Source organism: Stenotrophomonas sp. S39 (assembly GCF_016624665.1).
In the GTDB taxonomy this organism is placed as follows: domain Bacteria; phylum Pseudomonadota; class Gammaproteobacteria; order Xanthomonadales; family Xanthomonadaceae; genus Stenotrophomonas.
The window spans coordinates 32,004-45,600 of the sequence record NZ_JACVTT010000014.1 but is presented as its reverse complement, the minus strand read 5'-3'; the positions used below and the strand labels follow the sequence as shown (position 1 = coordinate 45,600).

At 68.3% G+C, this 13,597-nt stretch carries 14 protein-coding genes; 5 read left to right on the top strand and 9 right to left on the bottom strand.

Annotation, left to right across the window (positions count from 1 at the left end; all coding sequences use genetic code 11):
• The first annotated feature begins 14 nt into the window (after window positions 1-14).
• Entirely contained in the window at window positions 15-1,142 is a 1,128-nt protein-coding gene (locus IAE41_RS06250; protein ID WP_079223926.1) for a hypothetical protein, read from the top strand.
• A 27-nt stretch (window positions 1,143-1,169) separates the two neighbouring features.
• Here the strand turns inward: IAE41_RS06250 and IAE41_RS06245 are convergent, their stop codons facing one another.
• Together IAE41_RS06245 and IAE41_RS06240 are read right to left on the bottom strand one after the other, a co-directional pair.
• Entirely contained in the window at window positions 1,170-1,409 is a 240-nt protein-coding gene (locus tag IAE41_RS06245) for a hypothetical protein (RefSeq protein ID WP_079223925.1), read from the bottom strand.
• 487 nt (window positions 1,410-1,896) lie between these two features.
• Window positions 1,897-2,391, bottom strand: a complete 495-nt coding sequence (locus IAE41_RS06240) for a MarR family winged helix-turn-helix transcriptional regulator (protein WP_079223924.1) — start codon at window positions 2,389-2,391, stop codon at window positions 1,897-1,899.
• 129 nt (window positions 2,392-2,520) lie between these two features.
• On the opposite strand from IAE41_RS06240, the gene hppD reads away from it, so the two are divergent.
• Both hppD and hmgA read left to right on the top strand, forming a co-directional pair.
• Complete coding sequence (gene hppD / locus IAE41_RS06235; protein WP_200732483.1) at window positions 2,521-3,633, top strand: 4-hydroxyphenylpyruvate dioxygenase; 1,113 nt, start codon at window positions 2,521-2,523, stop codon at window positions 3,631-3,633.
• Between the two features lie 85 nt (window positions 3,634-3,718).
• Entirely contained in the window at window positions 3,719-5,017 is a 1,299-nt protein-coding gene (hmgA, locus tag IAE41_RS06230) for a homogentisate 1,2-dioxygenase (RefSeq protein WP_200732482.1), read from the top strand.
• Between the two features lie 127 nt (window positions 5,018-5,144).
• Here the strand turns inward: hmgA and IAE41_RS06225 are convergent, their stop codons facing one another.
• Window positions 5,145-5,708, bottom strand: coding sequence for a hypothetical protein (locus IAE41_RS06225; RefSeq protein ID WP_200732481.1), 564 nt, complete (start codon window positions 5,706-5,708; stop codon window positions 5,145-5,147).
• Between the two features lie 124 nt (window positions 5,709-5,832).
• Here IAE41_RS06225 and IAE41_RS06220 point away from each other — a divergent pair, with 124 nt between their 5' ends.
• Both IAE41_RS06220 and IAE41_RS06215 read left to right on the top strand, forming a co-directional pair.
• Window positions 5,833-6,471 (top strand): hypothetical protein, encoded by a 639-nt coding sequence (locus IAE41_RS06220; protein ID WP_200732480.1) that lies wholly within the window; start codon window positions 5,833-5,835, stop codon window positions 6,469-6,471.
• A 74-nt stretch (window positions 6,472-6,545) separates the two neighbouring features.
• Window positions 6,546-7,499 carry a sodium:calcium antiporter gene (locus IAE41_RS06215; protein WP_200732479.1) on the top strand — a complete coding sequence of 318 codons (954 nt, stop codon included), beginning with the start codon at window positions 6,546-6,548 and terminating at the stop codon, window positions 7,497-7,499.
• Window positions 7,500-7,584: 85 nt separating this feature from the next.
• Here IAE41_RS06215 and IAE41_RS06210 read toward each other — a convergent pair whose 3' ends face one another.
• From IAE41_RS06210 to IAE41_RS06185, 6 genes are read right to left on the bottom strand one after another with little or no spacing between them, the layout of a single operon-like run.
• The gene (locus IAE41_RS06210) at window positions 7,585-7,974 is read right to left on the bottom strand and encodes a Na+/H+ antiporter subunit G (protein WP_200732478.1); all 390 of its coding nucleotides are present in this window, start codon (window positions 7,972-7,974) and stop codon (window positions 7,585-7,587) included.
• Window positions 7,971-8,255: a K+/H+ antiporter subunit F gene (locus tag IAE41_RS06205; RefSeq protein ID WP_079223917.1), complete on the bottom strand. Its 285-nt coding sequence runs from the start codon at window positions 8,253-8,255 to the stop codon at window positions 7,971-7,973. The genes IAE41_RS06210 and IAE41_RS06205 overlap by 4 nt, the downstream gene beginning before the upstream one ends.
• Window positions 8,252-8,758: a Na+/H+ antiporter subunit E gene (locus tag IAE41_RS06200; RefSeq protein ID WP_200732477.1), complete on the bottom strand. Its 507-nt coding sequence runs from the start codon at window positions 8,756-8,758 to the stop codon at window positions 8,252-8,254. The genes IAE41_RS06205 and IAE41_RS06200 overlap by 4 nt, the downstream gene beginning before the upstream one ends.
• A complete protein-coding gene (locus tag IAE41_RS06195; protein ID WP_200732476.1) occupies window positions 8,755-10,290 on the bottom strand; it encodes a monovalent cation/H+ antiporter subunit D in 1,536 nt (511 codons plus the stop codon). Before IAE41_RS06195 ends, IAE41_RS06200 begins: the two co-directional genes overlap by 4 nt.
• On the bottom strand, window positions 10,287-10,664 hold the full coding sequence (locus IAE41_RS06190; protein WP_108770255.1) for a Na+/H+ antiporter subunit C: 378 nt from the start codon (window positions 10,662-10,664) through the stop codon (window positions 10,287-10,289). The genes IAE41_RS06195 and IAE41_RS06190 overlap by 4 nt, the downstream gene beginning before the upstream one ends.
• Window positions 10,664-13,492: a monovalent cation/H+ antiporter subunit A gene (locus tag IAE41_RS06185; protein WP_200732475.1), complete on the bottom strand. Its 2,829-nt coding sequence runs from the start codon at window positions 13,490-13,492 to the stop codon at window positions 10,664-10,666. Before IAE41_RS06185 ends, IAE41_RS06190 begins: the two co-directional genes overlap by 1 nt.
• Between the last annotated feature and the right edge of the window lie 105 nt (window positions 13,493-13,597).

Genomic DNA, 13,597 nt, shown 5'->3' with positions numbered 1-13,597 from the left:
CTACCGGAGCGCCCATGCACACCGACCACGCCCAACGCCTGCCCGAAGCGGCCAGTGACGCCGCCCCCGAGGGGGTGAGCCTGCCGCCGCAGGATGCCCTGCTGGATGACGCAGGCACCGGCGAGGACACCGTGGAGCTGGCGCCGCCGCGCCACCGCCTGCCGCAGATCGCCCTGCCGGACAACGTCGTGCTGAAGGGCGCGGTGCAGAAGCTGGTTGAACAGAAGTCCCGCCTGGACCGCCTGGCTGCCGAGGGCCAGTTGGCTGGCCTGCTGCCGCCGGAATGGCAGGGCAATGGCCTGCGCGCGATTGATCTGCCCAGTTTCGTGCAGGGCGTATTGCCGTTCCTGCACACCGGCGAACGCGGCGAGACCGCGCCGGCACGCCTGCCGGTGCGCCACGTGCTGGGCGACGACAGCCGCTGGGGCGTGGACGACGTGGCCGAACCGAAATCGCTGGCCTGGTACCTGGCCGCGGATGAGCGCGCCACTGCTGGCAGCAAGGACGTCGCCGAAGCCTGGCTGGTCGGCGCGCTCGGCCTGGCCTGGATGCAGGAAGGGCGCAGCCGCCCCGGGTTCCTGCGCGCGATGGACCAGGACAGCATGGCCGCACGGGTGACCATGCTGGGCTACCCGCCGCCGGGCGAGCTTGCCCTGTACAACGTGACCGCGCACGGCCAGGCGCAGATCTGGTGCGTGTACGGCCGGCGCAAGGTACGCCCGCTGGTGGCGCCGTGGCTGAGCGTGCCGCTGCTGACCGCCTATGGCGTGGCCGCGCCGGGCGCGTGGCCGGCCAGCTTCCCGCCGGTGGAGGCCGTGGCCGAGGCCATCGCCGCCGCCCGCCCGGGCCGGCTGGTGCCGGAAGTGGACCTGGGCAAGGTGGTGGCGAAGATCGCCGAAGACACCGCCTCGGAGGCCTGGCAGCCGGTCAGCCTGCTGCAGCTCAACACCTGGTCGCCGCGCTGGACCTTCTTCCTCGGCACCTTCGTCGGCCTGCCATCGTTGCTGCTGGTCGCTGCCGCGCTGGCGCTGCCCGGTGCGATCGAAGCGGCTACGGTTGCCGCCTCGCTGGGCTTTGCCGGCGGTGCCATCGCCGCGTTGGCCGTGCCGTGGATCCATGCGCGGCGCAAGCACCTGAGCTGAGCAGGAGCATCCACGCATGGCGTGGATCTACTCCCGCACGAGCCGCAGCGCGGTCGCGTAGGCCTTGGCGAAGCTGGTGAAGTCGCGCAGCCGGTTCAGTGACAGCAGGAACCCGGGCGGGCAGGGCTTCAGGCGATGGTGTTCAAACCAGGCATCGGCGATGGACTCCACCGTCGCCAGCGCCTCATCGATACACTGCAGGTCGGCCTCATGATCGAGGGTGATGGGGGAGGGCGCCGGGTCTTTGCGGCGGGCGGATCGGGACATGGCGGGATTCCTGGGCCTGGATCAACGGGCGTTCAACCCCGGCAGCGGTGCTCCGCTGCGCGCCCAACCTCGCCTCGACCGGAGCGTTCGTCCAATAGGCAAAACCACTCGATTGAAGCCGTTGGATAGGCCTGATCTGTCCAAGACGATGCTACCGGGCCAATCCCGAAACATCAGGTGGCAACGCCGACAGCCAGTGACGCGTGAGGCCCGGGTGCCGCTCGTCGGCGGACACCCAATTGCGCGCGATGAACGTCATCAACGACGGCCCGATGCACCCTTGAAGGGTTGCCGACGACACGCCGGGCGAGGCAGGCAACGCCATCCACGCATGGCGTGGATCTACTGGAACGGCGTCCGGCACGGGTGGGTGCCGACCGTTGGTCGGCACCGGTTCTGACCCACAATTGATTTCGATATCTGACAGATGTGCCGACCAACGGTCGGCACCACCGGGGACCGGGGCAGGGGCCCCGGAAGCCTTCCCTCAGACGCCTTCGCCCATCCGCTCCAGGCCATCGCCGGCCAGCCGCAGGATCAGCTTCTCCAGCACCTGCTCCTCTTCCTCGCTCAGCACCGACATCAGCTTGCGGGTGATCTCGATCACCAGCGGCGCGATCGTCTCGTACACCTCGAAACCGGCCGCCGACAGCGCCAGCACCGAGCGCCGGCGGTCATCGCCATGCGTCTCACGCTTGATAAAACCACGCTCCAGCAGGCGCGCCACCGCGCGGCTGACCGCGACCTTGTCCATCGCCGTCCGGTCGGAAACCTCGCTGGCCGACGAACCCGGGTACAGCGCCAGGATGGTGATCACCCGCCACTCGGGAATGGCCAGGCCGTAGCGGTCGCCATAGAGCTTGGCGATGTTGCCGCTCACGCGGTTGGACAGCACGCTCAGCCGATACGGCAGGAACTGTTCCAGGTCGAGCAGGACGTGCGAGGCACGCACGCGGGTGGAGGCGGGGTCGGCTGGGCTCATGCTGCGGTGCACCTTGCTGGTGGTTTCAAGTGTAACTATAAGTGGTATGTCCGGACCCTGCATTCTCGCCGGGTCCACCCTAGCCCGCACCTGGTTTGTACCGATGCGGTACCGATTCGGAGCCACGCCATGAATACCGCAGTCCCGACCGCCTCGCACCCGAACCCCGGCATGCAGGTCACCACCTTCGAAAACCCGATGGGCATCGACGGCTTCGAGTTCGTCGAATTTGCCGCCCCGGCCGGCCGTGGCCAGGAGCTGCACGAGTACTTCCGCAAGATGGGCTTCAGCGCGGTGCTCAAGCACAAGCAGCGTCCGATTACCGTCTATCGCCAGGGCGACGTCAACTTCCTCGTCAACGAAGACCCCGATTCCTTCGCCGCCGACTTCGCTGAAAAGCACGGCCCCTGCGCCTGCGGCTTTGCCATCCGCTTCAAGAAGCCGGGCCAGGAGGTCTACCAGACCGCCCTGGGCAACGGCGCCGAGGCCATCGCCTTCAAGCCGGACAGCAAGGCGGTCAACGCCCCGGTCATCAAGGGCATCGGCGATTGCATGCTGTACCTGGTCGACCGCTACGGCAGCGCCGGCAGCGTCTTCGATGGCGACTACGAGGTGGTCGACGGCGCCGACCTGCGTCCGTTCGGCTTCGGCCTGACCTTCATCGACCACCTGACCCACAACCTGTACTTCGGCAACATGCAGCAGTGGTCGGATTACTACGAGCGCCTGTTCAACTTCCGCGAGATCCGCTACTTCGACATCAAGGGCCTGAAGACCGGCCTGGTGTCCAAGGCGATGACCGCCCCGGACGGCATCGTGCGCATCCCGCTGAACGAGTCGTCCGACCCGAAGAGCCAGATCAACGAGTATCTGGACGCGTACAAGGGCGAGGGCATCCAGCACATCGCCTGCTTCACCGACAACATCTACGAGACCGTCGAAGCCATGCGCGCGCAGGGCGTGGACTTCCTCGACACGCCGGAGACCTACTTCGATGTGATCGACCAGCGCGTGCCCAACCACGGTGAAGACGTGGCGCGCCTGGCGAAGAACAAGATCCTCATCGACGCCGACCCGGAAACCCACCAGCGCAAGCTGCTGCAGATCTTCACCCAGAACTGCATCGGCCCGATCTTCTTCGAGATCATCCAGCGCAAGGGCAACGAAGGCTTCGGCGAAGGCAACTTCACCGCGCTGTTCGAAAGCATCGAGCGCGACCAGATCCGCCGCGGCGTGCTGTAACGTCTGCAGGCAATGTTGGCGGCCCGCCGGCATTGCCTGTCCGAATGGTAGTGCCGGCCGCTGGCCGGCAATCTCTGGAGTTTCCATGTCCACCGCCATCACCGCCCGCAGCTACCAGTCCGGTTTCGGCAACGAATTCGCCACCGAGGCCGTCGCCGGCGCGCTGCCGGTCGGGCAGAACTCACCGCAGAAAGTGGCCCACGGGCTGTACGCCGAACAGCTCTCGGGTACCGCGTTCACCGCACCGCGCGGCAGCAACCGCCGCAGCTGGCTGTACCGCATCCGCCCGGCGGTGACCCACGGCGAATTCACCCCGTTCGCGCAGTCGCAGCTGCAGTGTGATTTCGGCGCGCAGCCGGCCTCGCCCAACCAGATGCGCTGGAGCCCGCTGCCGCTGCCGGAACTGCCGACTGATTTCGTCGAAGGCCTGTACACGATGGGCGGCAACGGCTCGCCCGATGCGCATGCCGGCGTCGGCATCCATCTGTACGCCGCCAACCGGGACATGGTCGGCCGCTACTTCTACAACGCCGATGGCGAACTGCTGATCGTGCCGCAGCTGGGCGCGCTGCGCCTGCTGACCGAACTGGGCGTGGTCGAGGTCGAGCCGCAGCAGATCGCGGTGATCCCGCGTGGCGTGCGTTTCCGCGTCGAGCTGCCCGACGGCCCCAGCCGCGGCTACATCTGCGAGAACTACGGCGCGCTGCTGAAGCTGCCGGACCTGGGCCCGATCGGTGCCAACGGCCTGGCCAACCCGCGTGACTTCGAAACGCCGCACGCCGCGTTCGAGGACGTGGACGGTGATTTCGAACTGATCGCCAAGTTCGAGGGCCGCCTGTGGCGCGCGCCCATCGATCATTCGCCGCTGGACGTGGTGGCCTGGCACGGCAACTACGCGCCGTACCGCTACGACCTGCGCCGCTTCAACACCATCGGCTCGATCAGCTACGACCACCCGGACCCGTCGATCTTCCTGGTGCTGCATTCGCCCAGCGACACACCGGGCACCAGCAACATGGATTTCGCCATCTTCCCGCCGCGCTGGCTGGTGGCGCAGAACACGTTCCGCCCGCCGTGGTTCCACCGCAACATCGCCAGCGAATTCATGGGTTTGGTACACGGTGCCTACGACGCCAAGGCCGAAGGCTTCGTGCCGGGTGGCGCATCGCTGCACAACTGCATGAGCGGGCACGGCCCGGATGCGCCGACCTTCGACAAGGCGTCCAACGCCGACCTGTCCAAGGCCGATGTCATCAAGGACACGATGGCCTTCATGTTCGAGACCCGCGCGGTGATCCGCCCGAGCGCGCAGGCCGTGGCCGCCGGCCACCGCCAGGGCGATTACCAGCAGTGCTGGAACGGCCTGCGCAACAATTTCCGTTGATCCATTGCATCCACGCATGGCGTGGATCTACTGGCGGGATGCGGGATCCACGCATGGTGTGGATCCACGTGGTCAATCCGACCGGTGATGTTGTAGATCCACGCCATGCGTGGATGTTTTCGCGACCCTACGCCGTTGCCGCGAAGGCGTCGCAATGCTCGACCGGCAGCGCTTCCAGCAGGCGCTGCCGCACGCGCTCGCAGTACCCGTCGGAGGTCATGCCCGGCAACGCCTGCAACGCTGCCTGCAGCACCTTCACCACATCCTCTTCGGCGCGGGCCTGCTGCAGGTCGCGGAACAGGGCGGCGGCCATCGGATTGCGCTGCATTTCCAGGATGCCCAGCAGGTAGATGCGCGCGGCCACCAGCGAGCGGCGGCGCTCCACCGGGGCGGCGGGTGCAGGCGCAGGCGCAACTGCAGGGGCCACTGCGGGTGCCACCGCCGCCGTCGGGCCGGGAGCCACGGGCGGTGACGGTGCCGGCGGTGGTGACGCGGGCGCGCCGGTTTCCAGGTAGCCGCCCTGGACCAGCTGGATCACCATGGCGGGCGCCTCCTGGCCGATCAAGCCGGTCAGGTCGGCGATGCTGCGCTGGCCGTCACACAGGATCAGCAGCCGGCGCTGGCGCATGTCCAGCGGCGCGCGGTGGGCCTGCAGCGCGGTTCGGGCGAGGTCGGTCTTGCGCGGTTGCATGGAAAGGACAGCCAAGTCGGTGCACGCCGAGCCTGAACGAGGGCCATGAAACGGCGATGACAATGCAGCGCCTGCACGCGCGCTGCGCTAGCGTGCCAGCACCCCGTGCCAAGGATCCGCACCCATGAAACACCTGCCCATCGCCGGCCTGCTGCTGTTGTCGCTGGCCGCCTGCAACCGCACCGCCGAGGCCCCCGCCGAGGCCTCTGCCCCGGCCAAGGACACGGCGACCGCCACCGCCCCAGCCGATGCCGACCTCGCCACCACCTCGCCGGCCGACCCGCGCAGCGACAGCCCGGCGCGGCTGGAGGGCTTCGGCGGTGCCCGCCTGGGCGCGCCCATCGCCGAGGTGCGCAGTGGCTACGGCGCACCGCTGCAGGGACTGGGCACCGATGCGGCAGGCAAGCCGCTGCCGGCCGATGACAACAATGACGGCTGCTACTTCCTGCGCCCGCAGGATGCCGAGGACCCGCGCCTGATGATCGAGGGCCGCAAGCTGGTGCGCTACGACGTACGCAGCACCGGCATCGTCGCCCCGGGCGGCGGCAAGGTCGGCATGACCCTGGGCGAACTGCAGCTGCTGTACCCCGAGCGCGCTGACGTCGGCCCGGACAAGTACGACGAGAAGGCCCAGCACCTGCGCGTGCGCCCGGCCCAGGACGGCGCGGCCATCATCGATTTCGCGCTGGGCGCCGACGGCAAGGTCGGCAGCTGGCGGGTCGGCCAGACCCCGCAGGTGGATTACGTGGAAGGCTGCGGCTGACCACGGCCGCCGTGGCTCACCCGCCAAGGGTGGGCCACGCGTAGAATCGCGCCACGACCGCTGGGGAGTGCTCGATGATCGCCATTTCAATTGCCTGGTTCCTGCTTGGCCTGCTGCTGCTGGCGCTGGGCGGGGATTCCATCGTCAAGGCCGTCGCCGGCCTCGCCCAGCGCTTCGGCGCCAGTGCCTTCACTGCCGGCCTGCTGCTGCTGGGCGTCGCCACGTCGCTGCCGGAACTGGCGGTCAATGCGCGCGCGCTGTGGGTTGGCCAGCCCGAACTGGCCCTGGGCAACGCCATCGGCAGCAGCATCGCCAATCTCGGCCTGACCCTGGCCGTGGCTGCCATCGCCGCGCCGCTGCTGCTGCGCGCGCGGCTGCAGGGTGTGCTGTGGTGGTCGCTGCTGGCCGCCGGCCTGCTGCTGATCGTGTTCGGCCTGGATGGGCGCCTGCAGCGCTGGGAAGCCGGCGTGCTGGTGGCGGGCTTCGTGCTGGTGCAGATCGTGCTGCTGCGTCGCGGGCGCCTGGAAGCGCCGGACGTGCAGGCGGTCATCGCCGAATCCGCGCTGAGCCGCACCAGCCTGCCGCTGAACGTGCTGCGCGTGCTGATCGCCGCGCTCACGCTCTACTGGGGCGCGCGCCTGGTGGTAGGCGCTGCGGCGGATTTCGGCACGGCGCTGGGCTGGACCCCGCTGCTGGTGGGCCTGTTGCCGGTGGCCATCGGCACCGCGCTGCCGGAAGTGGCCGCGGCGATCGCGGCGGCGCGGCGCGGCCACGGCGACATGGTGCTGGGCCACGTGCTGGGTTCCAGCGTGGTGAACCTGCTGCTGGTGATCGGTGCGATGGGCCTGCTGCAGCCGCTGGCGCTGCCGGCCTCGTTCGTGCGCCTGGAACTGCCGGCGCTGCTGGCTTTCGCCCTGGTGCTGTACCCGATGCTGCGCGGCGACCTGTGCATCAGCCGGGTGGAAGGCGCGATCCTTCTGGGGACGTTCGTCGCGTGGGTGGGGCTTGAGATCGCCCTGGTCCTGTAGATCCACGCCATGCGTGGATGACGGACCGTGCCGACCAACGGTCGGCACCCACCCTCAATGAGCCGTGCCGGCCAGCGGCCGGCACCTACCGGTTCTGCAGCGTGTCCTCTTCCCGCGCCGGTTCCGGCGGCGGCAGCTGTTCTTCCTTGGCGCGTTCGTTGCCGGGCAGGCTGGGCCGGGTTTCCATCAGCAGCGACAGCGCGGCCTTGGCCATCATGTGCGCGCTGATCGGCGCGGTGATGAACAGGAACACGGTGATCAGCAGCTCGCGCGGCTGCGGGTCCTGGCCCAGGAAGATGTGGTAGCAGACCGAACACGCCAGCACGCAGCCCACGCCCAGCGTGCTGGCCTTGGTCGGCGCGTGCAAGCGCTTGAAGAAGGTCGACAGCTTCACCAGCCCCAGCGCACCGACCAGGATGAAGAAGCAGCCAAACAGCAGCAGCACCGACAGGGCGATCTGGATGAAGGTGATCATTCGACGATGTCCCGGCGCAGCACGAACTTGCTCAGCACCACGGTGCTGCCGAAGCCGAGCATGGCAATGACCAGCGCCGCTTCGAAGTAGATCGCCGAGTTGAGGTACATGCCGAACAGCATCAGCTCGGCGATGGCGGTCACCGACAGCGTGTCCAGCGCGAGGATGCGGTCGGGCACGGTCGGGCCGCGCAGCAGGCGCCAGGTGCCCAGCAGCATGGCCAGGCCGACCACGTGCATGCACACCACCAGGGTGGTCTGGATGATCTGGAATCCAGTCATGGGAAGATCTCCATCAACGGGGCTTCGTAACGTCGCTTGATCGTGTCGATCAGCTCCTGCGGGTCTTCCAGGTGCAGCACGTGCACCAGCAGGTACTTGCGGTCATCGCTCAGCGCGGCCGACACGGTGCCCGGGGTCAGGGTGATCATGCTGGTCAGCGCGGCGATGCCATGGATGTTGGCGATATCCAGCGGCAACCAGATGAAACCGGGGTGGATGTTGCGCTCCGGGCCGAGCACCTGGATGGCCACGCGGATGTTGGACATCAGGATGTCCCACAGGGTGACTACCAGCAGCTTGGGCACCGGCCGCAGCGTGCCGATGCGGGCGAACTCGCGGTCCAGGCGCGCGGCGAACAGCGGCACCACCACGCCCAGCACCAGGCCCAGTACGATCTGGCCGAGGGTGAAGCTGTCGGACATCAGCAGCCAGAACGCCACCACCATCATGCTCAGGGCGGGCGAGGGGAACACGCGGCGGCGGAAGGAGCGCTTGGCGGTCATGGCTGGCGGATCTCCGGCGTGGTCGCGCGCAACTGCTGCACGTAGTCACCCGGCTGCAGCAGCTGGGCGGCGATGGCATCGGTGTGGCGCATCAGCGGTGCGGCACCCAGGGTCATGCCGATGCCGTAGGCCAGCAGCAGGCAGGCGGCGTACAGCTCGATGCGGCGCAGCGGTGCCTTGCGCGGCGGCGGTGCCTCCGGGTCGGGCAGCGGCACGCGCCAGAACAGGCGGATGCCACCGCGGGTCAGGCCCATGATGACCAGCAGGCTGCTGGCCAGCACCGCCGTCCACACCGCACCGGTGTACTGCGCGGGCATGCCCGCCAGCAGCGCGGCCTTGGCCAGGAAGCCGGACAGCGGCGGCAGGCCGGCCACCGAGACCGCGCCGATCAGGAACAGCACGGCCGGCGTTTCCTTGCCCGGCATCGGTGCCACCACTTCCTTGCGATCACTGGCACCGCCACGGCGGCGGCGGATCAGGTCGGCGATGAGGAACAGCGCCGCCGCAACGAAGCTGCTGTGCGGCAGGTAGTAGAGGCCGGCCGACAGCACCTTCGGCGTGCCCACCGCGAAGGCGATGAACAGCGTCGCCGCCGAGACGACGACCAGGTAGGAGATCAGCACGCGCAGGCGCGCAGCCGCCAGTGCGCCCAGGCCGCCCAGCACCAGGGTGGCCACGCCGGCCCACAGCAGCCAGTCGCGGCCGTAGCCGGCCAGCGCGCCGGCGTCCTCGCCGAACCACAGCATCTGCACGCGCAGCACCGCGTACAGGCCGACCTTGGTCATGATCGCGAACAGTGCCGCCACCGCAGCCGGTGCACGCGCATAGGATTCGGGCAGCCACAGGTACAGCGGCATCAGCGCGGCCTTGGCGCAGAACACCAGCAGCAACAGGCCGATGGTCGCCTTCACCAGGGTCAGCTGCGAGGCCGGCACTTCGGCGATGCGCTGCGACAGCTCGGCCATGTTCAGCGACCCCAGCGAGGCGTACAGCAGGCCCAGCGCGATCAGGAACAAGGTCGAGGCGGTGACGTTGAACACCACGTAATGCAGGCCGATGCGCATGCGCAGGCCGCGGCCGCCACTCAGCAGCAGGCCGTAGGAGGCGATCAGCATCACCTCGAAGAACACGAACAGGTTGAAGATGTCGCCGGTCAGGAACGCACCGTTCAGGCCCACCAGCTGGAACTGGAACAGCGCGTGGAAGTGCGGCGCGCGCCGGTCCCAGCCCGAGCACGCATGCATCAGGCAGGGTATGGCCAGCAGCAACGTGGTCAGCAGCATCCACGCTGACAGGCGGTCGGCCACCAGCGCGATGCCCAGCCGCGAGGGCCAGTCACCCAGCAGGTAGACGTTGATGTCACCGTCGGCGGTCTGCGCGAACAGCAGGCCGACGGCCAGCGCCAGCGCACCCAGTGCGGTCCAGGCCACGCTGCGCTGCACCTTCGGGCCGTAACGGCGGTGTTCGACGAACAGCGACAGCGCGGCGCCGAGCAGCGGAATCAGGATCGGCAGGATCACCAGATGGTTCATGCCTGGTCCTCGCCCCGACGCGGCGGTGCGTCTTCATCCGGCTCGTGCGCATCCACGTGGTCGCTGTGGTTGTCGCTGCGGCTGCGCATCGCCAGCACGATGGTCACCGCGGTCATCGCAAAGGCGATGACGATGGCGGTCAGCACCAGCGCCTGCGGCAGCGGGTCGGTGTAGTTGCCCAGGTTGCTGTCCACGCCTTCCTTCAGTACCGGCGCCTTGCCCAGCACCACGCGGCCACCGGCGAAGATCAGCAGGTTGGTGGCGTAGGACAGGAAGGTCATGCCGAGGATCACATCGAAGCTGCGCGCGCGCAGCAGCAGGTAGACGCCGATGGCGGTCAGCACGCCGATCGCGGTGGCCAGGGCCAGTTCCATCAGTGCATCTCCCCGGTGCGGGCCGAACGGCGTTGCAGGTCGATCTCGCCGCGGCGCGCGGTGCGCGTGCGCGACGGCTTGACCGTGCCCATCATCGACAGCATCAGCATGGCGCCGCCGAACACCACCAGGTAGACGCCGATGTCAAAACCAATGGCGCTGGCCAGCGGCACCTCACCGATCAGTGGCAGGTGCAGGTCGAGGTGGCCGCTGGTCAGGAACGGCACGCCGAACAGCATCGAGGCGCTGCCGCTGAGCAGGGCGATCAGCAGGCCCATGCCGATGCAGCGGATGTAGTCGAAGCCGAAGCGCGATTCGACCGACGCGGTGCCCTGGATCACGTACTGGATCAGCAGCGGTACCGCCAGCACCAGGCCGGCGATGAAGCCGCCGCCGGGCGCGTTGTGGCCGCGCAGGAACAGGAAGATCGAGACCGTCAGGGTGAGCGGGAACATGATCTGGGCCAGATCGGCCGGCACCGGCAGCTTGATCGGCGGGCCGGGCATGATCTGTTCCGGGGCCATGCGCGTGCGCCGCAGCAGGGCATGCACCACCAGCGCGGCGATGCCGAACACGGTGATCTCGCCGAAGGTATCGAAGCCGCGGAAGTCGACCAGGATCACGTTGACCACGTTCTGCCCATAGGCCTCGGGCAGGGCGCGGGCGAGCATCTCGCCGGCCATGGTGTTGGGCGGCAGGGTCATCGCGCTGTAGGCCAGCGCGCCGAGGCCGGCACCGGCGATGATCGCGATGACCGCATCGCGGCGCTTGCGCCAGCGCGGGCGTTCCGGCCCGGACTGGGCGGGCAGGTAGTTCATGCCGAGCAGCATCAGCACCAGCGTCACCATCTCCACCAGCAGCTGGGTCAGGGCCAGGTCCGGGGCGGACAGGAACACGAAGGTGAGCGAGACCATCAGGCCGACGCCACCGACCAGCAGCACGGCCAGCAGGCGCTGCTTGTAGACGCGCAGGGTGGCCACAGCGCAGGCCATCATCACCAGCCACAGCGCCCAGCCCAGCAGCGGCATCGACTGCGGCCGGGTCCAGTTGGGCGAGGCCGGGTTGGCGATGTAGGGCGCGGCGGCCACGGTGATCGCCACCAGCACCAGGCCCAGCAGCATGCGCTGCAGGCTGCCGTTGGCGATGCCGTTGGTCAGGCGCATGGCCAGCGCGGACACCGTGTCCAGCTGGGCGTGGAAGACGTTGCGGCCGGTGGCGGTGTTCTGCACGCCGTGCAGGTTGATCAACCTGCGCAGGCCGAAGTACAGGGCCACGCCGCCGACCACGCCGATCGCACTCATCGCCAGCGGCAGGTTGAAGCCGTGCCAGACCGACAGGCTGTATTCGGGCATGGCGCTGCCGAGGATGGAACCGGCCGCGGCGTGCAGCACCGGTGCCACGGTCAGCGCCGGGGCGATGCCTACTGCCACGCAGATCACCACCAGGATCTCCACCGGCACCTTCATCCAGCGCGGCGGCTCGTGCGGTACGCGGTCCAGGCCATGCGGGCCGGGGCCGAAGAACGTGTCGTGGACGAAGCGCAGGCTGTAGGCCACGCCGAACACACCGGCCAGCAGCGCGGCGATCGACACGGCCGTGCGCATGGTGCCTGGCCCGCCGGCGGTCAGCGCCTCGGCAAACAGCATTTCCTTGGACAGGAAGCCGTTGAGCAGCGGAATGCCGGCCATCGCCAGCGAAGCGATGATCGCCAGCGCGCTGGTGAAGGGCATCAGCCTGCGCAGCCCACCCAGCTTGCGCATGTCGCGGGTGCCGGTCTCGTGGTCGATGATGCCGGCGGCCATGAACAGCGAGGCCTTGAAGGTGGCGTGGTTGAGGATATGGAACACGCCGGCCACCACCGCCATCGGCGTGGACAGGCCGAACAGCAGGGTGATCAGGCCCAGGTGGGAAATGGTCGAGTAGGCCAGCAGCCCTTTCAGATCGTGCTGGAAGATCGCGTTCCAGGCGCCGATCAGCAGGGTGAGCGCGCCAATGCCGCTGACGGTGTAGAAGAACAGGTCGCTGCCGGCCAGGGCCGGGTGCAGGCGCGCCAGCAGGAATACGCCGGCCTTCACCATGGTGGCCGAATGCAGGTAGGCCGACACCGGGGTGGGCGCGGCCATGGCGTGCGGCAGCCAGAAGTGGAACGGGAACTGCGCGCTCTTGGTGAAGATGCCGGCCAGCACCAGGAACAGGGCATAGGGGTAGAGCGCGCTGGAGCGGATCTGCTCGCCAGCGGCCAGCACCACGTCCAGGTCGAAGCTGCCGACGATGCGGCCGATCAGCAGCACGCCGCCGAGCAGGGCCAGGCCGCCGCCGCCGGTGATCACCAGCGCCATCCGCGCACCCTCGCGGGCATCCTTGCGGTGCGACCAGAAGCCGATCAGCAGGAACGAGCTGATGCTGGTCATTTCCCAGAACACCATCAGCAGCAGCAGGTTGCCCGACAGCACCATGCCCAGCATGGCGCCCATGAACAGCAGCAGGTAGCAGTAGAAGCGGTGCGCGTTGTCCTGGCTGCTGAGGTAGTAGCGCGCATACAGCACCACCAGCGCACCGATGCCCAGCACCATGCCGGCGAACATCCAGGCCAGGCCGTCCAGGCGCAGGGCGAAATCCAGCCCGATCTGCGGCAGCCAGGGCACCAGGGTGCGGACCACCTGCCCGTCCATCACCGCCGGGGTCAGCCAGCCGAGGATGGCCAGGCCGCCCAACGGCGCCAGCGCCGCCAGCCAGGCGGCTGTCGAGCGGGAACTACGGGGGAAGGCCGCAACAGCCACTGCCATCAGGAACGGCAGGGCCAGCAGCAGGGGCAGGCTGGGGAGCATGCAGGGAATCCATGATTCACGAGCAGGTCATTGAGTCTAACAGTCAGTCAAATGTCGCCGAAACCCATGTAACGGCTACAAACGGCATGTAACGTGCGCTATTCA